The sequence below is a fragment of the Aeromonas sp. 11P genome, assembly GCF_051920165.1.
Classification (GTDB): Bacteria; Pseudomonadota; Gammaproteobacteria; order Enterobacterales; family Aeromonadaceae; genus Aeromonas; species Aeromonas veronii.
Genome location: NZ_JBQBDJ010000004.1, coordinates 3,393,643 through 3,418,036 on the forward strand (window position 1 = coordinate 3,393,643; position 24,394 = coordinate 3,418,036).

Consider the following 24,394-nt stretch of genomic DNA (forward strand, 5'->3'; position numbering starts at 1 on the left):
GGGTTCTCCTTAGCAGCCGCGACGCAGGGCGGGGGTGTGAACGGGGGCATCCCACAGGGTCATCAACTCATCATCCACCTTGAGCAGGGTGATGGAGATGCCGGTCATGTCGAGGGAGGTGCAGTAGGGGCCGATCAGGTTGCGCACCAGATGGATGCCCGCCTCTTCGCACAGGGTGGCAAGGCGACCATAGACACCGTAGAGCTCTGAAATCGGGGTGCCGCCGAGGCTGTTGACCAGCGCGATAACCCGATCACCCTTGTTGAGCGGTTCGATAAAGGTGTGCTCTTCCTGCCAACTGCCGCTGGTGCGATCCCAGTGGCGCAGGGTGCGACCATAGGGGGTGTTGTCAGCAAGCTCGCTGAACATGTCATCCACCAGGGTATTGAGGTCGGTGAAGGGGCGGCGCTCGATGCCCGGCTCGCCGTGGATACCGACGCCGAACTCCAGCTCGTTGTCCGCCAGAGTGAAGGAGGGCTTGCCAGCAGCAGGCACGGTGCAGGCATGCATGGCCACGCCTATGGTGCGGCTCTGGTTGTTGATGCGACGGGCCAGCGCCTCGCAGCGCGCCAGATCGTAGCCCGCTTCGGCGGCGGCACCGACCAGCTTCTCGCACAGCACTGTCGTGGCGACGCCACGGCGACCGGCGGTATAGAGGCTGTCTTTGACTGCCACGTCGTCATCGATGAGGGCAAAGCCCACCTTGACCCCGTCGCCGTGCAGCAGCTCGACCGCGGTCTCGAAGTTGAGTACGTCGCCGGTGTAGTTCTTCACCAGAAACAGCACGCCCGCGCCACCATCAACCGCCTGACCGCACTCGTACATCTGATCCGGCGTCGGGGAGGTAAAAATCTCGCCGGGGCAGGCGCCATCCAGCATCCCTTTGCCCACCAGCCCGCCGTGCATCGGCTCGTGGCCGCTGCCACCGCCGGAGACCAGCGCCACCTTGCCCATCACGGGGGAGTCGGCGCGGGTGATGTAGTGGGGTTCGATACGTACCTTGAGCTCGGGGTGGGCGGCTGCCATCCCCATCAGTTGTTCACGGACCACGGCATCGACGGCATTGATCAGTTTCTTCATGGCTCACTCCTTGGCTTGCCACCGCTCGGGTGGGCAAATGGTTGATGGAGCCAGTCTAACGACAGAAAAAGGGATAAAAATGACGGGCGATTTGGTTCGGATTTGAAACAGCAGAAGGGGGATGGGCGTTTCAATCTGAAACAGCGCAGGGCTGGCGGGCGGGAAACTGTTAGCTGACTCACAGCCATGAAAAAGGGCCCTGCAGGGCCCTTGGCTATAACCGGAATATGCGGACGGGTTAGATGGCCCAGCCACCGGCGTAGAAGATCACCAGCGCCAGGGCGATGATGACGGTGCCGACGTTCAGCTTCTTCCACTCGGCAGCGAAGATGCGGCCAACGACCAGCGCCACGAAGCCCAGCATGATGCCGGTCACGATGTTGCAGGTGAGCACGATGAAGACGGCGCACAGCATGCCGGAGAGCGCATCGACCGAGTCGCTGAAGTCCAGCTTGGTGACGTTGCCCAGCATCAGCAGACCGACGTACATCAGGGCCGGTGCGGTGGCGTAAGCCGGTACCAGATAGCTCAGCGGGGAGAGGAAGATCATCAGCAGGAACAGCACGCCGACCAGCGCGGCGGTCAGACCGGTCTTGCCACCGGCCGCGGTGCCTGCGGCGGATTCGATGTAGACGGCAGCCGGAGCGCCACCAACGGCGCCTGCCACCATGCTGCTGACGGAGTCGGCAGTCAGTGCCTTGCCGCCGCTGATGATGTGGCCACGTTCGTTGATAAGGCCTGCTTGGCCAGCGACGGCACGGATGGTGCCGGTGGCGTCAAACACGGCGGTCATTACCAGCGCCAGTACGGTCGGAATGACTACCGGATTGAGGGCGCCCAGCAGATCCATGCTGCCTACCAGAGAGCCCTTCTCGCCAGTCAGGCTCGGCATGGCGAAGAAGCCCTGCCAGGTCACTTTCGGGTCGAAGATAAGGCCGAGGATGGAGATGGCGATAATCACCATCAGGATGCCGCCCGGCACCTTGCGACGCTCCAGACCGAAGATGGCAGCCAGACCCAGCACCGTCATGATCACCGGGAAGGCGGTCACTTCACCCAGCTGAACCGGCAGACCAGCCCCTTCGTTCTTGATCACCATGCCAACGCCGTTGGTGGCGATCAGCAGCAGGAACAGGCCGATACCGATGCCGGTACCGTGGGCGATGCCGGAGGGGAGGTTATCCAGGATCCACTGGCGCACGCCGGTGACGCTGATCAGGGTAAACAGCACACCCATCAGGAAGATGGCGCCCAGGGCGACCGGAATGCTCAGCCCCTGACCCAGCACCAGACTGAAGGCGGTAAAGGCGGTGAGGGAGATCGCGCAACCGATGGCCATCGGCAGCTTGGCCCACAGGCCCATCAGCAGGGAGCCGAAGGCGGCGATCAAACAGGTGGCCACAAACACCGGGCCCTGCTCAAAGCCGGCGGCACCCAGCATGTTCGGCACCACTATGATGCTGTAGACCATCGCCAAGAAGGTGGTCAGCCCCGCGACCAGCTCCTGACGCACGCTGCTGCCGCGCGCAGAAATGGAAAAATAAGAGTCCAGAAAGCCGCCTGTCCCTGTTTGGGCGGCCATATCTTGCTTTGCCATAACTAATCCTGAAAGTGTGAAGGAAATCGTTTGCGTTGGTGGCGCGCAAAATAGCAAGAATTCGCGGCAAATACAGCGGATAACCTGACTTTTTCGTCACTATTTTACATTTTGAGTCCATTCGGAGCTCATTCTAAGACTCAAGCGGTGAGAGGGTGTAAGGGAGGGATCAAGCGGTCGGGCGAGGGGAGATCTGTGAGGAAAAAGCGGGGAAAAACAAAAAACCCGCCTAAGCGGGTTTTTTTAAATTCTTGCAGAGCTGTCAGCAGTTGGCATGAGCCATCAGCAGCATGCTCCGGCTTGAATTACAGACCAACTACGTTGGCAGCAGCCGGGCCTTTCTGGCCTTGCTCGATGGTGAACTCAACGCGCTGACCTTCGTCCAGGGTTTTGAAGCTGGTGGACTGGATAGCGGAGAAGTGTACGAACACGTCTTTGCTGCCGTCAGCCGGGGAGATGAAACCAAAACCTTTCTCAGCGTTGAAGAACTTAACGGTACCAGTCATTTTGTTAGACATAATAATTTCCTTAAATAGTGTTGAATGCCACCTAAATGGCAATTTTTGATTTTTCGTCAGCAATACGTATGGGGAGCACTAAAGAAGGAGAATTATTTGATAAGAATTATCCGAGGATAACGCTTATGCTAATCACTGCTTTACTAAAATGACTGCCTAACATAATCAGGTCTGAACTGCCGAACCATCGAGAAAGATTAAAACACGCTCTCATTTTTAAAGCAAACTTTATCTCGATATTAATGTTTTGTAACAACCAAAAATATCATTTTTTATAGTAAACATGATGCATTTCAACGGCATAGGGAAATTCATAAGGACTCATATCACCCTGTGGCAAGCCGGATTCGGCTTTTTTGTCCTGACTATGTAGCCAGTTCTGGCAAAAAATATGAGAGAAAATGAAAAGCTGGCGATCGTTGGGGATTGTCAGTTGGTGTTCTCTCTAACCCACAATGTAAATCACTTCTTTGCTGCTGCGATTAGCTTCTGAGCTGCAAATCAATGGCGGCGCCAAATTTGGCTCATCGAGCATCGCCCAGACATGCAAACGCCCGCAGGCACAAGTGCCAGCGGGCGTTTTGCAAGAGAGGATCAGCGCTTGCTGCGAAACTTGTTGCTGACCGAATCAATCCAGCTGAAGGTTTCCGGCAGTACCTGGTTCTTGGCGCGCTCTTTGGCTTTCTCGCGAGCCAGCTTGGAGGCTGCCTTGGCCGCTTCGGCGCGGTCGGCCACAATTTTCAGGCGACCCTCTTCGCGGATCTTGTTCCGCTCTCCGTTGGTCAGCTGGTGGTCTGCATTGGCTTGTGCCTTTTGCAATAACAAGGCTATCTCGGCTTTTTCGGCCTCGGTCAGATCTTTCATTTCCAGCTTTTTCACGGCGCGCTCCTGCGGCAGGGTGGTTAGACACCCTAACACAGTTGTGCCGATCACTTCTTATGCAATCGGCTTTCCGGCAGTAAAAATGCGGGTTTGTGCCAACTTTCCGTTATTTCGCTGCCACTTTCCCGCCTGTTTGCCACATTTCAATTTATGGCGAGCGGCGAGGGCAGCTCTTGCTCCTCCGGCTCGACGTGGATAAGCACGATGGCGTGGGGCAGTTGCGCCATGATGGCGTGTTCGATGCGATCACAGATATCGTGGGCTTCGCCGATGCTCATCTCCGGGGGCAGGGTGAGGTGGAAGTCGATATGGCGACGACGACCGGCACGACGGCTGCGCAGATCGTGAAAACCGCTGGCGGCAGGGCAGCATTCGGTGATGATGCGGCTGGTCATCGCCAGCTCTTCCGGGCTCATGCTCTGGTCGATCAGCGGCTGGAAGGCCTCGTTGAGCATGCTGATCGCCTCTCTGACAATAAAGATGGCGACCGCAATGGCGACCAGCGGGTCGAGGATGGCGAGTGAATGGCCGAACAGACCGGCCAGCCAGATCCCGCCAAGACCAACTGCGACCCCGGCGGAGGTGAGCACGTCCGCCTTGAGATGAAGCGCATCGGCCGCCAGGGCGACCGACTCCTCCTCTCGGGCCACCTTGTAGAGGTAGGCAGAGACGCCGCTGTTGACCAGTGCCGAGATCACCATCACCAGCACGCCCCAGCCAATGCTTTCAATCGGGCTGGGGGTGATCAGCTTGTCGACGGCTTCGAAGATGATCCAGCCCGCGGCCAGCAAGATAAGCAGTGCTTCGATGACGCCGGAGACATTTTCAATCTTGTCGTGGCCATAGGGGTGGCGCTCATCAGGCGGGAGATCGGACTTTTTCACCGCGAACAGGGCGATCAGGGCCGCTACCAGATCCATGGCGGAGTGGATTGCCTCCGAGATGATACTGACCGAGCCGCTGGCGAAACCGGCCACCATTTTCATGATGATCAGACTGATATTGGAGCAGACCGACACCATGGCGGCTCTGGTTTTTCTGTTCATGTCACAGCTTCCTGAATAAAAACGGATATTTCGGTGCGGCGCGCATTATATCCAGCTGACCGGAAATAACCTATTCGGTGTTGTAACCTGATGTTTCCGATGATATTGCGAATGCTTATTAAAATGGTGACCTCTTGCACGGCAATAAATAATGAGAGGGATTTATATTTCTCCGTGAAAATATCTAGCCAACGATGACTTAATATAAGCGTGACAACATTTAATAATGCGAATTACTCTTTTTTGGTCTTTCCTGTCGAGGTCCTTTGGCCTCCCCGCTCAGGGGGCGGAGACCGGCATTTTTTGGACGAGAATGAGGCTGGATCCGGATGCCGCTGGAGGGTATGCTGGGTCTGGTGATGGTCTTGCACCATCCCACCAAGCGTACTGAAGTTGATGATTCGGATGGCATGCTGGCTCCCATGAGGAACCAACTGTCTGGGTAACATTTTTGGAGTTTGATGATGAGTAACAAAGAACATCACAACGGCAAAGATGCCAAGAAAAAACCGCAGATGTCACTGAAAGAGAAACGCGAAGCCAAACGTCAGAAAGCAGAACTGAAAAACGGCAGCGCAATGAAGTAACGCTCCCCTACTGCTGTTCCTTCGGAGCCAGTACAAAGCCAGCCCTTACCGGCTGGCTTTTATGTTTGTGGCTCACGGCGTGGCGCCGTAAGCCGCGAAAATCTGGTGATAACGACCATCCTGATGCATCGCCTCAAGGCGCTTATCAAACAGATTGCGGGCATCGGCCGTTCGGAAGGCAAAGTGATAGACGGTGGGCGGGAAGAGGTCTGCTTGCCTGACCTGATTGCGCTCGTAGTGCTCGCCTGCCTGGGCGGTGGCAATCAGCTGGTCGAGGTAGTAGTAGAACACCCGCTCCTCCAGTACGACTGCATCCACCCTGCCGCGCATTAGCTGATGTACCTGCACCTGCTGCTTGGCTACCTCCTCATAGTGGGGATTCTGGTTGGCCATGGTGGCGAACGCGCCCCCCAGAATGATCCTTGCCCGTTGAAAGGCGGTGACCCGTTTTGAATGCAGGTCGTCCAGAGTGCTGATGTGGGTACTGCTCAGGGTGAAGATCCGGTTATGGAAGGTGATAACGGGCTGGGTCAGAACGTGAGGATCAACCATACCGGGTCTGACGTTGATGATGGCATCCAGCTTTCCTGACTCGAACAGGCGGAAGGTACGCTCCAGCGGCAGAAATTCAAAGCTGGGCTCATAGCCGCTGCCAGCGAACGCCTCTTTCAGCAGATCCAGCTCGATGCCACTCTGATTACTTTCAATGACATAAGGGGGAATGGCAAAGCTGACCCCGACCTTGAGTGGCGTTGCCAGCAACTGGCCGGAGAGCATGCTGGTCAGCATTAGCAATAAAGGGGTGAGCAGTTTCATTGCACTTTTCACAAAGCGTTCCTGTGGAGAATATCCATCACTGTAGGGGAGGCAACCATAAAGCGTTATATCCCTTTCGGGCTGAGTGGTTCAGTCTGAGTGCATAAAAAAAGACCCTGAGTTATCAGGGCCTTTTCAATATTCTGTTCTTAAAAGGGTAATACATGTAAAAAATCGCTGCTGAGTGAGTGACTGAGTGAGTGGCAATGAATTTTTTACTATATATTTCAATGCATAACACCTTTTCTTACACTTCTGGTTGCTCACCTTAAAATGACACTTTTTAAAGATATGTAAGAAAAGGTATGAAAATGCGTGTTCATACCTGTTTATTCTTACACTTTTTGGTTGTCCTCACCAGAACCCTCACCACATGAGCCTTACCAGCTCAAAAGAGAGAACCACGCACCGAGTTGCTGAGTGACCTTCTCGCAAAGCTGTTCGCACCCGTCCCGGTAAACAGACGAAGCTTTTGCTGAGCTGAGTGAGAGTTGGGCGGGTGACCTAGTGGCATATGGACGCCAGATCCGGGAGCGGGTACAGCAGTGGACAGGGCTGACGGTCGGTGTTGGTATCGGCCCCACTAAAACCCTAGCCAAACTCGCCAACTATGCCGCAAAAAAATGGCCCGCCACCGGAGGGGTGGTCGATCTGCGCGATGAAACACGCCGCGCCAAACTGATGGCGATCACCCCGGTAGACGAGGTCTGGGGAATTGGTCGCAAACTCACCACCAAGCTGTCAGCTCAGGGCATCAACACCGTGGCTGATCTGGTAGCGGCTGATGCTAAGAGTCTTCGGCACCGTTACGGGGTCGTTGTCGAGCGCACGGTGCAGGAGCTGTGCGGGATCCCCTGCGCCGAGCTGGAGCAACTGGTACAGGCCAAGCAACAGATAATTTGCAGCCGATCCTTTGGGGAGCGCATCACCGCCTTCGGCCCCATGCGGGAGGCTCTCGCTGGCTACATGGAGCGGGCAGCTGAGAAACTCAGGACAGAGGGCATGTGCTGCCGCCATGTCACAGTATTCATTCGTTCGAGCCCGTTTGCGGAGCGGGAAACACATTATGCCAACCAGATCTCCATGCTGTTGCCGATACCCACAGCCGACACCCGTGAGTTGCTAGCCCAGATCGAGCCGCTGCTGAGCAGGATCTGGTTGGATGATGTTCGCTATATGAAGGGCGGCGTCATGCTGGCGGACTTCTCCCCGAAAGGCATGCAGCAAGGGGGTCTATTCGGCAGCGAACAGCAGGATCCCCGTAGCGATGCACTCATGCAGGTGATCGATAGGATTAACCAGGGGCGGTTGGGAAAGGTCTACTTTGCATCCCGAGGCCGAGATACCAGCGAATGGATGATGAAACGCGAACAACTCAGCCCCCGCTATACCACCAGTATCAAAGGGATCCCGGTGGTGAAGGCATGAGCACAACCATGAAAGTTAACCTCCTCTCCTAGCTACAAACCACTATCAATGCGTTGCAAACTTCTGGTGGTCAATCCGCAACATGAGCAGGTATCTTACTTAGCGGTATCACCGTTTATTTTCACGTAGCTTAAAGAGAAGATCTAACTTTTCATCCTCATCAAGTTGCTCAAATAGACAAACCAATTCCGCACTAAGATCATCTTCGCAAAAAAAATAACTCAGCGGCTTTCCCAGTACATTGGCAAGTTTTCGCATTGTATCAATGTCTGGAACGTGGCGACCTCTCTCATAGTGATTCATGCGACCACTAGCAGAACTATCATCCATACCGGCCCTTACCCCAAGCTCCTTTTGGGATATACCTGCTTTTTTACGCGCCTGCTTGAGTCTCTCTGGGAATGGGTTTTTGTACAATGTTTGTTCATCACAAAGTTCTCATATGTATAGATTGTCTAAGTTTCACCTGTCTCTGTATACTTAGCAATCCTAAGTGTTGTGGTTGTGGAAATTTTATGCAGAATAAAAATGTTTACAAAATCAGTAACAAGTTTTATCAAGTTTTACTCAAAATGACTGGTCTAAAAATAAGCAGGAAAGAGCTGATACGATTGGCTATGGAGGTCAATGACTTGGCTGTGTATCAGGCATCAGGCTTGGTTGACCGCCATGTATATAGCTTGAAAAAACAGGATGCAGTGAAAGCTAATGGGCCAAAAAATAATCGGCATTATATTTTTTCAGATGATCTTCTGGGCAGTTTACAAGCATCAATCAAAGGCGATAATTATGATCTAGCAAGTGAGTTGAGGTCTCTGGAAGAAGAGCTTCTGTTGACTCGTTATGAGTTACAAGCCTACCGCGAGATACTTGAAAAACTACCTCAAGAGAAGCAAAAAATTACTTGTTTGCATAAAAATGCATCAGAAAAAATCTACCGGTTGAATGGGAAAATTAGAGCGGTAAGTCAATTGGTGATGATGTAATTAAAAGGTATAAATGAAAGAGGCGTTTTATCGAAAAGAAGCATACCTGAGTCGGCCATAGCGCAAGAAGCGATGCCGCCAACGGAAGGCGGTGGCCAATAGATACTGTGTTCCTAGGCGGCTTATTGATTTGAACAAATTATGTGCATTTTGTGCTGAGCTACTAATGAAAATACCTGCTGTTACGGCTCAACGATAAGGATGACCCGATGCAGAATCTTGTATTGAGGAAAGCAACGCATGAAGATATGGACGACATACTGCGTTTGCAAATTCCCGTGTTCAAGGGAGAGCAGGGGATCCCTGACGAATTGATCCCTATTCCAGCTGAAAAATCGCCACAATGGTGGTGTGCAATTATGAACTCCACAATTGTTGGTGCCGTTGCAGCCTGGAAATAATGCGATGAAACTCATTGGGGGCGATTTGCAACAATGCAAAATTTCAGAGGGTATCAAATAGGTTCTAGCTTGGCTCGGTTTTCACTGCACGAACTTTTCGCACAATCTGTAGATGAAATCCATATGGATGCAAGAGATATCATCGTTAAGACCTTAAACCGAATGGGTGGCTTAGTTGTGGGAGACTCAATGCCATTTTATCGAGGGACGGTGACACCCATGATATTAACCAGAAGTGGTTTAATATTTAATAGATAAAATACTGACGATACATGTATATATTTGAAAACACTATCCATAACTATAAATTAGAGTTGACACATAGATAGCATCATTTATTACCATCCTCAATGGGTGTATGCTTTTTTTCATCTAACTGTGCAGAAAATCCAAATATTAATGATTTCAGCCCGAAATGGAAGGCCATTTCAGCAGAGGTTCTCGCCTGAATATTAAATGCCTCTTGTAATAATGGTGGTGCAGCGTCTATCACATGATTATTTTCTATCTGGTTTGTTGCTTGCTCCTCTAATACTGCACCCAACGTAAAATGGCTGATAGATTGCAGAATGAAAAGAGCCTCCTCGACCGAAAACCCTGCATCGCATAGACAGCGTAGTTGCGCCTCTGCTTGTTCAAACTGGGGGGGCGTAGGAGAGGTCCCTATATGCAATCGGGCTCCATCACGATGGACCAGTAATGCTTTACGGAAACTCAGAGCATTTTCCTGGAGAAACTGCTGCCAACTCTCAGTCGGTAACGGTGCTGAACGGGTGTGATGCTTCGCCAGTATTGCCTCTGAAAGCATGTTCATAAGAGTCTGCTTGTTGCGCACGTGCCAATACAGAGTCGGTTGCTCAATTTTTAGGGACTGCGCCAGCTTACGCGTAGTCAAGCCCTCTAGCCCTTCGCTGTCCAGCAGGGTGAGCGCCATTGAAATTACGTCGTCCAAGCTTAGTCGTGCCATCACTATCTCCTTTTGCTGTTGACAATCTATCACTGATAGAGTTATTTTTCAAACCCTATCATCGATAGAGAACGTTAACTATGAACCGCACTGTGATGATGGCACTGGTCATCATTTTTTTAGATGCTATGGGGATTGGCATAATTATGCCTGTCTTGCCGGCGTTATTACGGGAGTTTGTTGGAAAGGCTAATGTTGCAGAGAACTACGGTGTTTTATTGGCGCTGTATGCAATGATGCAAGTGATTTTTGCCCCTCTTCTCGGCCGCTGGTCAGATCGCATAGGTCGTCGCCCTGTATTGTTACTTTCACTTTTAGGTGCAACACTGGACTACGCATTAATGGCAACAGCCAGCGTAGTGTGGGTGTTGTATTTGGGACGCTTAATTGCTGGTATTACCGGTGCGACTGGAGCTGTTGCAGCCTCAACAATTGCCGATGTCACACCTGAGGAATCCAGGACACATTGGTTTGGTATGATGGGTGCCTGTTTTGGTGGCGGTATGATTGCTGGACCAGTCATTGGTGGTTTTGCCGGTCAACTTTCGGTACAGGCACCGTTTATGTTCGCTGCTGCTATTAACGGGCTGGCATTTCTGGTCTCCCTATTCATTTTACATGAGACCCATAATGCTAATCAGGTTAGTGACGAGTTAAAGAATGAAACAATCAATGAAACCACATCCTCCATACGCGAGATGATCTCCCCATTATCGGGATTGTTAGTTGTCTTTTTCATCATTCAATTGATTGGCCAAATCCCCGCAACATTATGGGTTTTATTCGGAGAAGAGCGCTTCGCATGGGATGGCGTAATGGTCGGTGTTTCATTGGCTGTGTTCGGGCTGACACACGCACTGTTTCAAGGACTTGCTGCTGGTTTTATCGCTAAACATTTGGGAGAACGGAAAGCTATAGCGGTTGGCATTTTGGCTGACGGTTGTGGCCTATTTTTATTGGCGGTCATTACACAAAGCTGGATGGTTTGGCCGGTTTTGCTGTTACTAGCTTGTGGTGGCATCACACTTCCCGCCTTGCAGGGAATTATATCTGTTCGTGTCGGTCAGGTAGCACAGGGACAATTACAAGGGGTGCTGACCAGTTTGACCCACCTGACAGGTGTAATCGGTCCACTTGTTTTTGCATTTTTGTATAGTGCAACCCGCGAAACGTGGAATGGATGGGTATGGATAATTGGCTGCGGATTATATGTAGTTGCATTGATTATACTGAGGTTTTTCCATCCAGGTAGGGTAATCCACCCGATAAATAAGAGCGATGTACAGCAGAGAATTTGAGCAACAATGCTGTACAGCACCGTAAATTCTGGCGCCCTACTCGGTGGATAGAGGTGAGCTGGTAGGTGGGTCTGGGATTGCGATCCATTAATCATCCTTTGGCAGCAACCGAGATAGGCCCACTTGAGCCGGTAGTTCCCCGATGACCTCAATCTTCCAACCCGTCATATTGGCCCGACACATGTGATAATGGTGCGCGATGTTGGCCTGCGCTTGCAAGGCGTGACGGGCTTTATCTAGTGCCTCAGTTGCATTGATGCCAATGCGGTTTAGCAGGAGTTCAACGCGGGTCTCCAGTTGCCTGCGTTCATGGGGGGAGAGTACCCCGGCCATTACCTTTGGCGCTACGTAAAGGCGGGCGTCGTCTTGCGAAATAGTCTTCAAGACACCGCGAGCGTACTCATTGGCGAGAGTGACCTCCTGGGCCATGTATTTGTGCATGAGGTGACCCTCTTCGAGGCGCATGATCACCTCGTTGACGTTGTAGTGACTGTGTTCCTCCAGATAGTCACGGACAAGGAGCTTATGGGCCAGCGCGATGACATCAGCCCGCTCGATATCGTTAGTGAGCCGAAGGCGTAATTCGGTTGCGCTGGCTAATTTGCCCATCGCGGCAGAAAGCAGACGACCACGTTGCGCCTGACCGGGGGACTCATCGCGACCGATAACTCCGGTTGGCAGGAATTTATCGGCTATCTCGCGGCTGACGGTGACGCGAATGCGGCTATTTTCCACGGTGAGGGTTTGATGCTTCATGTTACTGCTCCTGAGTCTGTCCGATGCCCGCGCCCACGGGGCCATGCCTATCATAATTGCGAGAGGCCTTTCGTGGGTAATTACACTGACTTGACCACTTACTTTGCACCCAGCCTTTTTAGAGAAGGTTCTTATGGCTGGATTTGCATCAGTGGTTAGGGGTGACGGCCATTGCCGACCTTGGGATAGATGGGCGTAATGATGACCAGCATCCAGGGCCAGGGAAGCAGTTACTCTATTCAAGAGAGGAAAACTTCTTTACGGGTCTGGCGGCGTTTGCTGTTGAACTCGTAATCAGCGAAGGTCAATTGATGACTCACGTTGGAGTTCGTTCTTGGTACAAAAGAGACTCTGGTGGTACTATGTCAAGGCCTTGTAAGGTATTGATTTTTAAGGTTCTAGCCCTTCCGATCGCTCAGCTACGGGCACATCTTGCTACGCAAGAGCACGGAATAAGCCGTGGACAACGCTGCGCGTTGACGCACCGCTTATCTCCGCTTGTACCCGTAGTCGCTCCCCAAGGGAATCAATCTCCTCTCATTTCTTCAACAGATCACGCAGATAGCTGTTCCGGTTATGGGCATTGCTGGGCGCTTTGGTGATGGCTGCAAACTCAGCTGTGCTGCCCACGATATGGACCTCATGCTCGGCCCTGGTTATTGCGGTATAGAGCCAGGCCCTGTCAACGATCCTCCCCTTTTGCAGCGCGATGATGATGCGTGGGAACTGCGAACCCTGAGCTTTATGGAGTGTGATGCAGTAGCCCAGCCTCATACAGTCCAGCAGGGATTGGGTGACATACACGCTCTCGCCTGTGTCCAGTTCAACCACTCCGTAGTCATCTCCAGCCCCGACAGCGCGAGTTAGCGTTCCGAGCGAGCCATTTTGAATGCCTTTCTCGTAATTGTTCTGAGTGAAGAGGATCACATCTCCTTGGCGCAAATCGTTGCGGCGGTAGGTTTCGCCATACATCTCAAATATCATCCGAGCACCATCAGGGTTGACGGCCTCCTGAATAAGATTATTGATCTCCGCCACCATAGCGGTGGTCGCACCTACCACTCGGCTGTTCTCGGGGGATTGCTGATATAACTCGGCACAGACTTGGGCGATCCTCTCTTTGGATGTTTCGTGGAAATAGACGTTACCCATGCTCAAGTGCTCCGGTATGAGACCTTGATTGACCTGCATAGAGTATTCAGGAATGCCTGTGGCTCCCTTCTGGCGTTTAACGATGTCCAGGGTCACGTTCGCAATGGCCTGTGATGCAACGATATCGGCTAGCACCTTGCCACATCCTATCGGAGGTAGCTGGTTTGGGTCACCCGTGAATATGATCCGCACGGTGGGGTGCAGATGGTTGGTGAGCCGATACATGGTGGGCAGGTCGATCATGGATGCTTCATCGATTACCAGCAGATGGCTGGGAAACCCATCAGATGGTTCTATGGGCTCTTGCCGCAACAAGGCGGAAATGGTCATCGTCCTAAAGCCTATCGACTCGTATAGGCGCATTGCTGCGCGTCCAGAAAGGGCGACAGCATGCACCTCAAAGCCCATTTTGCCATAGGCCCGCAGTGCCGTTCTGAGCACTGTGGTTTTGCCAGTTCCTGCGCCCCCCGTGATGCAACTCACCGCATTGTTTAGCGCGGTGAGCACCGCTTCATTTTGCATCGCGGTCAATTCATAGGGCAGCTCATTAACCGCTGCGAGAAACGCAGCATTGGTGGACTCATCGTAACGATTTTGCTGTTTAGCAAGTTTCAACAGCCGCTTGGCAACAACAGTCTCCATCAGCAATTGTGCGGTAGGGTGATAGGTGCCTGCTTCATGGTTCAGCACATACTGGGCTTGGTGGTAACCAGCCTTGAATGCTTGTGCTGCCAACTCGCCGTCACCAAGCAATTTGGTCAGCAGGGGGCGAAGCCTGGCCTGCGTGGTGTAGGTGTGGCCTTTTTCCACTTCCGCGTGGATGGTGAACTCCAGGGCGGCACTCAGCCTCGTCGGATCTTTTAGTTCTACCTCAAACTTCGTTTGAGAAAGCGCATCCACGTCTTCAAACCCCATCCCGAAGCCGACCAGTAGGTAGGGATTCGCTTTGATTGCATCAACGGAGCTTTCGCCATGAAATTTCAAGATCCGCTGCTGAATGGGTGAGGGAATCCGACACTCTGCCATCCAATTGCAGTGGTTCAGATTTTTGTATTTTGCGTAGCCGTTGAACAGGGCATCAATAGATACATCACTCAGAATACCCTTGAGGCGCTCTCTGGACTCTGGTGTGTCGGTGCGCAGGGTGGCGTGAAATTGCCCACCGAGTAGTTGCCATAACGCCCTGGCTTTACCGAGGCCAATTCCCTTGAAATCAGGCTCCTTGGCAATGAACTGGATCAGCTGCTCACCTGTCTCCGGCAGGGTGCATATCACGTGCTCAGGTGATTCATAGGTATGTTGCTGCATCACAACATCACCAATCTCGACCCTCTCAATGAGAGGTTTGCCATGGACTGTCCATTGCTGGCCCTGTGACGGTTGTGCCGGAAGAGTGTCAGGCCGCGCTTTAATGGTCACATAGTATTTGCCATCCTTGATCTGGCTGGTCTCGTCATTAAGTGGTATTCCAGAGAAAATCACGTAGCTGGATGAGCTATATGGGATACTGGTAACACGAAATAGTTCGGAATGGAGAGATTGGTTCATCGTGGCAAGATCCCCATTTCGGCCAATGTCTCAGATAGCTCACCGAAGCGCTCCAGTCTGGCTTTTAGTTCCCTTAGCTGCGCTTTCAGTTCAATATTCTCCTGCTCCAATATTGATACACGTTTGGTATCAAGTAGGCGTCGATGAGTCGTAGGGTCGTATACCTTTGGATGAGCTACACTCGCTATGGCCTGAGCGGTGAGTGGCGGAAGCACCCCGTGTTCCCTAAGCTGGTCTTCCAATTTCTGCAATTGCCTACGAAGCTCAGGGTTCTGCACTAAGGCAGAGCGGCCACAGCCAATAGCTTTCGTGATTTCACTGCGGCTGAGGCTGCCCCTGTAACTTAATTGTCGATACGTCTCATCAGTCTGGGTTGCCATCCATAGTTCAAACGCCTGGACGGTTGCTTTGGCTTTTTCTGTACCACTCGCCATTATTGACCTCCTGTGCGGCGTTTAACTTCTATAAGCGGCTTTCCAAGCATATCCTGTAATTTTTTTAGCTCGGCACTATCTGTTGGAAAATTATCAATTGATGTCATTCTGACACCATGCATGTAAGCATTATATTGCCATACTATGAAACGCTGTTTGTATGCATCATTCAAACTATTTAATCTGGCTAATTCATTCTCTAAAAGAGCAACCTTTTTTATAAGATACTCAAGCGTTACATCACGCTCTTTGGTAGGCTCAGGTTGAGAAAAACGTTCTTTTAAAAATGTCTTTCTTCGCGAGTATGCATCTTGAATATCTTTGTAAGAGGATAATGATTGACGTTGGACGCCACCTTTAACATCAATCATTATGGCAACTTTTTGACAGAGCAAGTCCCAAGTTAACTTTCCTTCCCAAGTATTAATTAGACCTAGTATATTAGGCAGGTTTTTTTCTGTGATAACTATTTTAGGCATAACAAATCACCCATAATATTAAACGCTTTAGAATCGATAGAGTCAGGCGATTGAACTTCAATATTAAGCCCCTTCTCTAAAAGAACAACCTTGGCTGGCGAGGGATCATATACATCAGGAATACGAATGGGGGTGCCATCAAGAACATTTTCATCCTCTAATAGCCGGATCTTTGTTCTAATATGAGCAAGTCGCCAACCGTGTGAGCTAACCCAGCGGTCAGCACCAAAGGCCCCCATTTTATGGCTTTGCTGTGCTTTTTCGAGTTGAGCTGCCACTTGAACTTCTCGTACTTTCAACAGCTCCAATGAGCTACTGAAGCCTTTGATACAGACCAATTCTTTGCAGGTTTCACAGTCACCGTTTCGCTGACATGGAATCATGGCAAAATCATGTTCACACACGCCTAGCTCTGTTACTATCGCTGCACCAGTAAGGTTCTTTCCGATTTCCTCGAAACTAATTGGAAGGTTACATTTTATTTTTTCCAACGTGTTTGCATTTTCAGGGATAGTAATAACTGCAATTGCATTGGACTTTTCTTCTTCTGTGCGATGATCATAGCTGGCATTATCAGCAACTCTTGCTCTCCCTGCCCAGTTTGCAAGCGTCAACTCATCCATCCCACCCCGTTCAGCTTTGGTACTGAGCCAATGCCTAGCTTGATGGGATGTTATATCGGGTTGTGAGCCATCCTCTCGTAATATGTTATGTTTCTTCCAAAGGTGGACTCCTTTTCTGGCCTCAGACCTAGAAATCCTTGCATTAATTATGTTCACCGTAGGTAAAACAAACGAGTGTTGAATAACATCATGTTCCGCATGTAACTCACGGTCTCTATATAGTAACAAAGCCTCTGAGGCCTTAACTTTTTTTGCGTTATCAACAAAAGGCCAGTTAACCAATTTACTGATATACACCATACTCCCATTGTTATCTGGATGCGTTTCTGCATACATCGCAGCCTCCCGTGCAGGCATGCTAATTTTTTTCAATCGTTCGATAGCTTCCAAAGCTACATCTTGCATGACAGTAGGAACCCATTTAATCCCTTCGTTGCCATTTTTGGCAGGCACCCAACGTATTCCAAGTTTAAGTTCTCCGCTGCGATTCTCCTCCCATACAGTACAATCTATAGGCAATGAGAATAACTCAGAGCATCGGGATGGTGCTTGCATGAGCAATGCTATTGCAGAAGTAAAATATTCTGCTTCAATACCTAATGAAGGTGCGTCATGAAATAACTTAGCAAATAACATCATATCCTCTTCTGAGGGCAATTTATTTTTACGATGTTCTTTTCCATTCTCGTCAAGTTGAATAGTTAAATCTTTTACTTTTTGATATGGATTTGACCACCCAGGAAGACTCGGTGTTATAAAGTTGTCACGGCAGAAATTAAGAAGAAGCTCCATTTGATAGCCCGCTTTATTTCGACCTGCCAGATTTGATATGCGTCTATTAAAAATATCGCCTAGCCTTTCTAAAACTAGGCCATCGAGCATCAGAATATCTGCTTTATGTTTTGATAGAATCAATGCTTCTTCAAGTATTCGAATAGCTTCGAAATGTCTGTGAAGAGTTGTTATGGGTTTTAATGCGTAAATGTAGCGAATGTATGCTTTTGCAAAATCAATAAATGGTGCACCTAGGGGAGAGAAACTATAGGAAGTTGATGGCTCTAAATTTGTGGAGAAACGGGCAACAACACGGCGAGTATTGTGAAAAGTGTGCCATAAATTATGATCCCAGCAATCTTCACCGAAAACAGTTAATTTGTTTTTGCTACTTTGAATGAATTTTTCTAGATTTGCTTCTGAATTCAGTTCTATCGCAGGCTTAAAATGGAAAATGTTACTGTCCACTGACTATCCTCATGCTCGTTGTTGTTTCAGTTCAAAGCATTTCTGCACAACCCATTCAACTGCTAAAATTAGCCTATCTTTTGTTGCCGCGTACTCTTCACTTTTTGTCGTTTTCAACCTTACCTCTTTCTCTGCATATAGATGGGATAAGAATTTCTCGTGAGGAGCATCTAATAATGGTCTAAATTTTTCACAAGTGTAACAACTTTCATACCCCTTAACGCAAAAGTCATTGGTGCCGCATGCTCCTACGATATCGTTATCCTTGTTTGGTATGCGAGCAGCAAGGTCATGTCCTCGCTCACCCTGCTCTAAGTCAACGATAATGCGACCTAGGAATGCATTAGCAAAGGGGGCCAGTTGTTTGCCAATGGCCTTGTCAATATAGGTCACGGTATCTGCGGTATTTTCCGTATAGACCTTAACGTTTTGTGTATCGTTGTGATCCAATGCCTCCGCTATGATCAACGGCCCCAAACCTTTTCGACCAAGGTTTGTTCCTCTTGTATGACGAAACCGCCTAGCCGTTATATGAATATAGTCCCCAGTTCTTTCAGAAATAGCTTTTTGTTTTCTTTGGAAATTTTTTAGCAGGTGTTCTCTTAGATCTGTTGATGACATATTTAAAATGTCAGTATCTAATAAATCATCAGTCAAAGATGTTTTTTTAACCGCTAACTCAAAAACCATTGCCCAATCAATAAATAATGGGATTTTTGTTGCTTGAGAAGCAGTCAGTTTTATTGAGAGTTTTGATTCAAACTTCTCTGTTTCATCTCTAATTAAATTACGCAACGTTAGATAGAGCTCTTCCGTAATGGGGAATTTTTTAAAAGAGAAACGAAACCCACCACCACGCTGCTTTGCTCTAGGTATATTGAGGTAAAAATTTGTCACATTCTTACTATGATCATGTTCTTTAAATAAATCAGCAGCCTTTATTTGTCGTAACTGTGTGGGGCGTCTAGCAGTAGCCTGCAATAAACTCACATATGCATAGCATTGAAATGAGATATAGTTATTCCTGAATAAGCGAATAAGTTCATGATTTAATGCAAGTACCTCATTGCTAGTAAAGGCACCTGTTTCAGGGCAACGATTAGCGACAGACACTCCTTTCTTGTTTCCTGATAGAGTTAGTATTTCGAGTGTTTTCACCATCTCTGTTGTTACACCATAATATCCATATTCATTCCAGCTAATAAGAAAACCACGGAGTGCACCTAAGTACCATTCATTGTTTTTATCAAGCATCGCTCGCCAATTGAGCAATACATCCTCATCTAGATTTTTGAATTTAGTGTCTCGCAATAGTCGTTGAAAGCGTAGATACATATTTGATGTATGGTGTGCTGATTGTTCTTCAGCATAGGTTGCTAGTGTTTTTTTAAATCCATCCAGCAGTTTTGGTTCCATAGATAAAACATCCGGCATGAATGCAATGCTGACATCTTTATTCAACATCCAGTATTCTGAGTGAAAGTCAAAGCTGTATCCATCTTTTGATACTAATTTTTTTGAGCTGAATGTTGATGGGAGATCGTCATTTTCTTCCTCAATGTAATCATATTTATTCATTCATATCCTCTATTTTTTTGAGATTCAATAATTAGTCTCTGTAATTCTTCTTGCTCTTCAAGCACTAGCTTGTTTGTCTTATTGCGAATATGGCGTTCAACATATGGTTTGGCAGAGCTCTCTGATGTGTGCCCCATTTGATACATTCGGCTTTTTGCTTCTTCACTAGATGAAATAAAATTACGGTTACTGTTTGGGTCTTTAGATAGATCATTGTTTTTGTCAATTATTTCGGAGAACCACTGGTTCCAGTTATGCCTAAAATAATGTGGGTGGATCGATTTGAACCGCTCATCCACAGATTTCATTGTTGGCACGATGATACTGTCAAATGTGCTGGTCGATATTGGCTGTCCTTGAGTTTTCCCCTTCCTATGTGTAACAAACAAGTATGGATGCTTGTTCGCGTTCGGAGTCTTTGCCCGTATGTTTATGATGTAGTCATCAATGAGTGCCGCAGTTTCATCTCTAATTCGCAACATTCTTTCTTTCGTCTTTGCTACAGGCTGATTTTTGCGAGGATCATATATGTCATCATGGTGGCGTTTTACCCATATGAATTTTTGGGGGCCGTGAAGCATTAGAAAGTTCGATTCAATAGATAGTGAGAGTAACTCACCTCTTCGTATGCCTAGTTCTTTTAAAAGTAAAAACATAAGATGATTTCGCTTTTTTGTCGAAGCGTGTTTGAACGGATTTTTTGGGTGGTCAAATTGTGCCACAGCCATAAATTCCTCAATTAATCCATCTGGCAAGTCTTTACCATCTAGTTTATCTAAAACATTCTTACCTTTGCCTTTAGGGCGAACAGCAAGTATGCGCTTATTCATACTGTTAATTTCTGTGAGCAGTTTAGTGCTATTACAGTTCTGTACAGCTACTCTAGCAATGAAATCTAAATAACTTGCAATAGCTGTCACACGATTGTAAATGTTATTACGTCCCACTGTGGGGGTGACACTGATTAGTCTTGGGGTGTTAAATAAATCAATGACCTTATCTCTGGTTTTTTTGCTTTTAGCTAAGCCTTTGAAATGAGAAATATCATGACTGAGATGTTCTCTGATGTTGTCAATGTCAGTGTCGCTAAGAAACTTACCTTTCTGAAACTCAGAGAACAGGTCTCTGTGTTTATTTTCTTCCCATTGAAGAAACCACTTTAATGCACCTAGGCGATTTGAAATGGTATTCACCGACAAGCTGCTACGAAGTTTTGTTGTCACCCAGAGGGTTGCAAGAAAATGAGGCATACCATCATTGCCCATTAAGACTGGATAACGTTCACCATTTGCAAAAATCAATCTATCTAGCTTGTACACTGTGCATCCTAATCTTACATTTTCCTCATACATAAAGTTATAGTGCTGAAAATCGCGATGGCAAGTGAAATGCAAAAATAAAAAAACCCAGCATTTCTGCTGGGTTGCTTTGCACTCAAGATGGTGAAAGTGATTTATTCTTACACTTTCATCTTTTACAAGATCTAGAACGGGATATCGTCGTCGAAATCCATCGGCGGCTCGTTATATACCGGCGGCGCAGATTGCGGCTGCTGGGCAGGACGGCCATAACCGCCTTGCGGCTGCATGTTCTGCTGCGGAGCAGGCGCCGGGCGCTGCTGATTCATCGGCTGCTGGGCAGGCATGCTCTGCTGCGGCTGACCCCAGTTACCCTGGGATTGGCCACTCATGTTTTGGCCCATACCCTGACCGCCTTGCGGACGACCACCCAGCATCTGCATCACACCAGTGAAGCTGTCGACCAGCACTTCGGTGGTGTAGCGCTCCTGGCCGCTCTGATCTTGCCATTTGCGGGTCTGCAGTTTGCCTTCCACATAGACCTGGGAGCCCTTCTTCAGGTACTCGCCAGCCACTTCGGCCAGCTTGCCCATGAAGACGACGCGATGCCATTCGGTACGCTCTTTCTGCTCACCGGTCTGCTTGTCGCGCCAGGTTTCAGAGGTAGCCAGAGTAATGTTGGTCACAGCACCGCCACTCGGCATGTAGCGTACTTCCGGGTCTTGCCCGAGGTTACCGATCAGAATGACTTTATTGATGCCTCGACTGGCCATAATCTCTCTTCCACCTTATTTACCGGCCAGGTCGAAACCTGGTCCAACACGACTAGATACCTGATTAGTTGCTGTGTGCGGGGCGCAATGTCCCGCAGACGCATGTGACGGTCATAGTAACAGTTGCGAAGCGGATTGGCAGCATCCTTAACCGGCTTGATGTGCCAAAGGTAACTGTTGGCTCCTGCTGTAGTGATGGTCGGGTTGTAAGTGTTTCTGGCGTGTCTGGCATCACATTTCTGCCATATATTCCTGTTATGCTGGCCGATGGGCGAATGTGTGACGATTTTTAAATCCAAAAAAAACATATGGTTATGATATTTTTGAGATCCATTCTCATACTTTTTTAATATTGTGCTCCCATACCTCCTTGGTAGACTCAGTCGGCCAGATTAGGTGGTTTACAGGTTCAAGGAAGAGCACACAATGAAAGCCGCATGCCCGATCGCACTGGTCACTGAAAATAATGTGCAGGCCAGCACATTTGCTGCATACCTCATCTCTCATTTGAGCCGTCCCGTCCAGCTAATCCACGAGATTAACCAGCTAGATAACCAGTGTGACGGCACGCTGTTTCTCATCGATCTCGACTATATCCGCTCTGGCCAATCACTGGGCTGGAACCGGGCGATCTCCGAACGCTTTGGCATGGCGACCACCGTGCTGCTCAATGCTCCCACTGCGACGGATCGCGGCCTGCTGCTGATGTGGCCGCAGATCTGCGGTCTGTTTTTCCGTCAGGATCCGCTCGACCGGCTGGTTGCCGGGTTGCAGAAAATCCTGCTGGGCGAATACTGGATGCCGCGCCACCTGCTGTGCGAGCTGGTCGAATACTATCGCCAGGGCAATAGCTACCTGCTGCGTAACGACACTTTGCTGACCGCCAGAGAGCAGGAGATCATCCGTTATCTGATGACGGGCGCCTCCAATGTCGAGATCGCCGACAGCCTGTTTGTCAGCGAGCACACCGTCAAATCCCACCTCTATAACGTCTTTAAAAAGCTGAATGTGAAGAACCGGATCCAGGCGGTGAGCTGGGCCAAAGAGTATCTCGATGTATCGGATTCCCACTGATGAAAGCGCTCTCTCTGGCGTGCTGCCTCACGCTGTTCTGGGGCTGCACGACCGTTGTGGCGGCCGATGCCGATGCACCGCTGGAGTCGGTTCAGCCGGAGCAGGAGAGTGATCGGCTGGATGTGGATGGTTTGGTGCTGGATCGCACTTTTACCCGCTTCGGTCAGGGCTTTTATAACGAATTTACCCGGTTGCGCAGTGATGAAGACCCGGATGCCAGAGAAAATCTGACGATTCATGAGCGCCCGACAGCTCGCTGGGGCAGCCTGATCTGGATCACTCATAACCGGAAGGTGATTTTTAAAACCGCACTCTCTCCCGGCCGCAATCAGCAGGAGCAGAGCGCCAAACTGGCTTGGTCACAGGTCAGGCAGACCCTCGAACAGCAGAAGATCGCGACCCTGTTCATGGATACCTTCGATTTGGAACATGATGAACTATAAGGATATTTCTCATGCGTGCCCGGTTATGGCTAGTTGCAGCACTGATAGCGCCAGCGCTCCATGCGTCGGAGCTTGTCTATCGCCCCGTCAACCCCAGCTTTGGGGGTAACCCTCTCAACAGCAGTCATCTGCTTGGCACCGCCAATGCGCAGAATGATTACAAGGATCCCGCCAGTGGCAGCGGTAGCAGCGGCACCTCGGCGCTGGATCGCCTGACCTCCAACCTGCAATCCCGCCTGATCAGCCAGCTGCTGGCCGATATCGGCAAGGATGGCAGCCAGAGCGGCAGTCTGGTGACCGATGATTTTGCCATCAATGTGGTGGATGAAGATGGCACCCTGGTGGTTTCGATCACCGACCGGGTGACCAACCAGACCACCATGATCGAAGTGAATGGCCTGATTGCCGACTGAGGGCGCGATGAAACGACAACTGTTATTGATAGTGCCCCTGCTTGCGCTGGCTGGCTGTGCGACCCATATCGGCTCGCCCGTTGCTGATGAGAAGGCAACCCTGATGCCGCGATCCGTCTCTTACAAGGAGCTGATCAGTCTGCCCAAGCCAAAAGGGAAAATTGTCGCGGCCGTCTACGATTTTCGCGATCAGACCGGTCAGTACCTGCCTGCACCGGCGTCCAACTTCTCCACGGCGGTCACCCAGGGTGGGGTCGCCATGCTGAGTACGGCTTTGTGGGATTCCCAATGGTTTGTACCGCTGGAGCGGGAAGGGCTGCAGAACCTGCTGACCGAACGCAAGATTGTGCGGGCGGCCCAGAACAAACCCAATGTTCCCGGCAACAATGCCAATCAACTGCCCTCTCTGGTCGCCGCCAACATCCTGATCGAGGGGGGGATAGTCGCCTATGACAGCAATGTACGAACCGGCGGGGCGGGGGCCAAGTATTTTGGCATCGGCGCCAGCGGGGAGTACCGGGTCGATCAGGTAACGGTCAATCTGCGTGCTGTCGATATCCGTTCAGGCCGGATCCTGAACAGTGTCACCACTTCCAAGACAGTACTGTCGCAACAGGTGCAGGCCGGGGTATTCCGCTTCGTCGAGTACAAGCGCCTGCTGGAGGCCGAGGCCGGTTTCAGTACCAATGAACCGGTTCAGATGTGTGTTATGTCGGCTATCGAGTCCGGGGTGATCCGGTTGATTGCCAATGGTGTGCGGGACAATCTGTGGCAACTGGCCGACCAGCGGGATATCGACAATCCGATCCTGCAGGAGTACCTGCAAGACAACGCCCCGCTGCTTTGAGTTTTCCCGCTCTTGCAATGCCCTCCCTGGTGGAGGGCATTTTTTTTGGCCTCCATCGAATACGACTTAAGACTTTCTGCTCAGCGACAGGGCGGCGCATTTCATCCTCGAATCAGCGGAGTGCCTGA

25 protein-coding genes and 2 pseudogenes are annotated in these 24,394 nt (G+C 49.9%); 10 read left to right on the forward strand and 17 right to left on the reverse strand.

Translation table 11 applies throughout. The annotated features are described in order from the left end of the window. Nucleotides 1–9 precede the first annotated feature (9 nt). The 5 genes from dhaK to ACTG1P_RS15705 form a co-directional block, all read right to left on the reverse strand. On the reverse strand, nt 10–1,080 hold the full coding sequence (gene dhaK, locus ACTG1P_RS15685; protein WP_005340163.1) for a dihydroxyacetone kinase subunit DhaK: 1,071 nt from the start codon (nt 1,078–1,080) through the stop codon (nt 10–12). A gap of 238 nt (nt 1,081–1,318) precedes the next feature. Next, nucleotides 1,319–2,677, reverse strand: coding sequence for an NCS2 family permease (locus ACTG1P_RS15690; protein WP_005340164.1), 1,359 nt, complete (start codon nt 2,675–2,677; stop codon nt 1,319–1,321). Between the two features lie 305 nt (nt 2,678–2,982). Further along, the gene (gene cspE / locus ACTG1P_RS15695; protein WP_005316548.1) at nt 2,983–3,195 is read right to left on the reverse strand and encodes a transcription antiterminator/RNA stability regulator CspE; all 213 of its coding nucleotides are present in this window, start codon (nt 3,193–3,195) and stop codon (nt 2,983–2,985) included. A 594-nt stretch (nt 3,196–3,789) separates the two neighbouring features. Then, nucleotides 3,790–4,074 (reverse strand): DUF3811 domain-containing protein, encoded by a 285-nt coding sequence (yjbD, locus tag ACTG1P_RS15700; protein WP_005340165.1) that lies wholly within the window; start codon nt 4,072–4,074, stop codon nt 3,790–3,792. A 146-nt stretch (nt 4,075–4,220) separates the two neighbouring features. Further along, complete coding sequence (locus tag ACTG1P_RS15705; RefSeq protein WP_043822581.1) at nt 4,221–5,123, reverse strand: cation diffusion facilitator family transporter; 903 nt, start codon at nt 5,121–5,123, stop codon at nt 4,221–4,223. A 464-nt stretch (nt 5,124–5,587) separates the two neighbouring features. On the opposite strand from ACTG1P_RS15705, the gene ACTG1P_RS15710 reads away from it, so the two are divergent. Further along, on the forward strand, nt 5,588–5,710 hold the full coding sequence (locus ACTG1P_RS15710; RefSeq protein ID WP_005306071.1) for a hypothetical protein: 123 nt from the start codon (nt 5,588–5,590) through the stop codon (nt 5,708–5,710). A gap of 72 nt (nt 5,711–5,782) precedes the next feature. On the opposite strand, the gene ACTG1P_RS15715 is transcribed toward ACTG1P_RS15710, so the two are convergent. Next, nucleotides 5,783–6,526, reverse strand: a complete 744-nt coding sequence (locus tag ACTG1P_RS15715; protein ID WP_440002313.1) for a substrate-binding periplasmic protein — start codon at nt 6,524–6,526, stop codon at nt 5,783–5,785. Nucleotides 6,527–7,000: 474 nt separating this feature from the next. Between ACTG1P_RS15715 and ACTG1P_RS15720 the strand changes: the two are divergent. Continuing rightward, a pseudogene (locus ACTG1P_RS15720) lies at nt 7,001–7,123 on the forward strand (Y-family DNA polymerase); the annotation flags it as partial. Nucleotides 7,124–7,207: 84 nt separating this feature from the next. Further along, nucleotides 7,208–7,954, forward strand: coding sequence for a DinB/UmuC family translesion DNA polymerase (locus ACTG1P_RS15725; protein WP_440002314.1), 747 nt, complete (start codon nt 7,208–7,210; stop codon nt 7,952–7,954). 108 nt (nt 7,955–8,062) lie between these two features. On the opposite strand, the gene ACTG1P_RS15730 is transcribed toward ACTG1P_RS15725, so the two are convergent. Beyond that, the gene (locus ACTG1P_RS15730; RefSeq protein WP_047440196.1) at nt 8,063–8,371 is read right to left on the reverse strand and encodes a helix-turn-helix domain-containing protein; all 309 of its coding nucleotides are present in this window, start codon (nt 8,369–8,371) and stop codon (nt 8,063–8,065) included. A 98-nt stretch (nt 8,372–8,469) separates the two neighbouring features. On the opposite strand from ACTG1P_RS15730, the gene ACTG1P_RS15735 reads away from it, so the two are divergent. Further along, the gene (locus tag ACTG1P_RS15735; RefSeq protein WP_017780886.1) at nt 8,470–8,940 is read left to right on the forward strand and encodes a hypothetical protein; all 471 of its coding nucleotides are present in this window, start codon (nt 8,470–8,472) and stop codon (nt 8,938–8,940) included. 209 nt (nt 8,941–9,149) lie between these two features. Further along, nucleotides 9,150–9,341 (forward strand): hypothetical protein, encoded by a 192-nt coding sequence (locus tag ACTG1P_RS15740; protein ID WP_017780887.1) that lies wholly within the window; start codon nt 9,150–9,152, stop codon nt 9,339–9,341. A gap of 331 nt (nt 9,342–9,672) precedes the next feature. Here the strand turns inward: ACTG1P_RS15740 and tetR are convergent, their stop codons facing one another. Then, nucleotides 9,673–10,308 carry a tetracycline resistance transcriptional repressor TetR gene (tetR, locus tag ACTG1P_RS15745; protein ID WP_017780888.1) on the reverse strand — a complete coding sequence of 212 codons (636 nt, stop codon included), beginning with the start codon at nt 10,306–10,308 and terminating at the stop codon, nt 9,673–9,675. A gap of 80 nt (nt 10,309–10,388) precedes the next feature. Between tetR and tet(E) the strand changes: the two genes are divergently transcribed. After that, nucleotides 10,389–11,606: a tetracycline efflux MFS transporter Tet(E) gene (tet(E), locus tag ACTG1P_RS15750; RefSeq protein WP_017780889.1), complete on the forward strand. Its 1,218-nt coding sequence runs from the start codon at nt 10,389–10,391 to the stop codon at nt 11,604–11,606. 87 nt (nt 11,607–11,693) lie between these two features. On the opposite strand, the gene ACTG1P_RS15755 is transcribed toward tet(E), so the two are convergent. From ACTG1P_RS15755 to ACTG1P_RS15795, 9 genes and pseudogenes are all read right to left on the reverse strand, one after another. Continuing rightward, on the reverse strand, nt 11,694–12,362 hold the full coding sequence (locus tag ACTG1P_RS15755) for a hypothetical protein (protein ID WP_017780890.1): 669 nt from the start codon (nt 12,360–12,362) through the stop codon (nt 11,694–11,696). Between the two features lie 158 nt (nt 12,363–12,520). Further along, nucleotides 12,521–12,682, reverse strand: a pseudogene (locus tag ACTG1P_RS15760) (IS5/IS1182 family transposase); the annotation flags it as partial. Nucleotides 12,683–12,899: 217 nt separating this feature from the next. Next, a complete protein-coding gene (locus ACTG1P_RS15765) occupies nt 12,900–15,062 on the reverse strand; it encodes an AAA family ATPase (RefSeq protein WP_440001668.1) in 2,163 nt (720 codons plus the stop codon). Further along, complete coding sequence (locus ACTG1P_RS15770; RefSeq protein WP_025202555.1) at nt 15,059–15,496, reverse strand: VPA1267 family protein; 438 nt, start codon at nt 15,494–15,496, stop codon at nt 15,059–15,061. The genes ACTG1P_RS15765 and ACTG1P_RS15770 overlap by 4 nt, the downstream gene beginning before the upstream one ends. Then, a complete protein-coding gene (locus ACTG1P_RS15775; protein ID WP_049866848.1) occupies nt 15,496–15,975 on the reverse strand; it encodes a hypothetical protein in 480 nt (159 codons plus the stop codon). Before ACTG1P_RS15775 ends, ACTG1P_RS15770 begins: the two co-directional genes overlap by 1 nt. Next, nucleotides 15,963–17,840 (reverse strand): integrase, encoded by a 1,878-nt coding sequence (locus ACTG1P_RS15780; protein WP_041207315.1) that lies wholly within the window; start codon nt 17,838–17,840, stop codon nt 15,963–15,965. Before ACTG1P_RS15780 ends, ACTG1P_RS15775 begins: the two co-directional genes overlap by 13 nt. A 9-nt stretch (nt 17,841–17,849) precedes the next feature. Further along, nucleotides 17,850–19,418, reverse strand: a complete 1,569-nt coding sequence (locus ACTG1P_RS15785; protein WP_171269322.1) for a site-specific integrase — start codon at nt 19,416–19,418, stop codon at nt 17,850–17,852. Then, a complete protein-coding gene (locus ACTG1P_RS15790; protein WP_041207317.1) occupies nt 19,415–20,737 on the reverse strand; it encodes a site-specific integrase in 1,323 nt (440 codons plus the stop codon). Before ACTG1P_RS15790 ends, ACTG1P_RS15785 begins: the two co-directional genes overlap by 4 nt. 164 nt (nt 20,738–20,901) lie before the next feature. Beyond that, nucleotides 20,902–21,489 (reverse strand): single-stranded DNA-binding protein, encoded by a 588-nt coding sequence (locus tag ACTG1P_RS15795; RefSeq protein WP_278171476.1) that lies wholly within the window; start codon nt 21,487–21,489, stop codon nt 20,902–20,904. A gap of 426 nt (nt 21,490–21,915) precedes the next feature. Between ACTG1P_RS15795 and ACTG1P_RS15800 the strand changes: the two genes are divergently transcribed. The 4 genes from ACTG1P_RS15800 to ACTG1P_RS15815 are packed head-to-tail and all read left to right on the forward strand — an operon-like array spanning nt 21,916 to nt 24,266. Beyond that, nucleotides 21,916–22,563 (forward strand): LuxR C-terminal-related transcriptional regulator, encoded by a 648-nt coding sequence (locus ACTG1P_RS15800; protein WP_440001669.1) that lies wholly within the window; start codon nt 21,916–21,918, stop codon nt 22,561–22,563. Next, nucleotides 22,563–23,006 (forward strand): curli production assembly/transport protein CsgE, encoded by a 444-nt coding sequence (locus ACTG1P_RS15805; protein ID WP_278171480.1) that lies wholly within the window; start codon nt 22,563–22,565, stop codon nt 23,004–23,006. The genes ACTG1P_RS15800 and ACTG1P_RS15805 overlap by 1 nt, the downstream gene beginning before the upstream one ends. 11 nt (nt 23,007–23,017) lie before the next feature. Beyond that, nucleotides 23,018–23,419 (forward strand): curli assembly protein CsgF, encoded by a 402-nt coding sequence (locus tag ACTG1P_RS15810; protein WP_042063493.1) that lies wholly within the window; start codon nt 23,018–23,020, stop codon nt 23,417–23,419. A gap of 7 nt (nt 23,420–23,426) precedes the next feature. Then, a complete protein-coding gene (locus ACTG1P_RS15815) occupies nt 23,427–24,266 on the forward strand; it encodes a CsgG/HfaB family protein (protein ID WP_005355003.1) in 840 nt (279 codons plus the stop codon). Nucleotides 24,267–24,394: the final 128 nt, after the last annotated feature.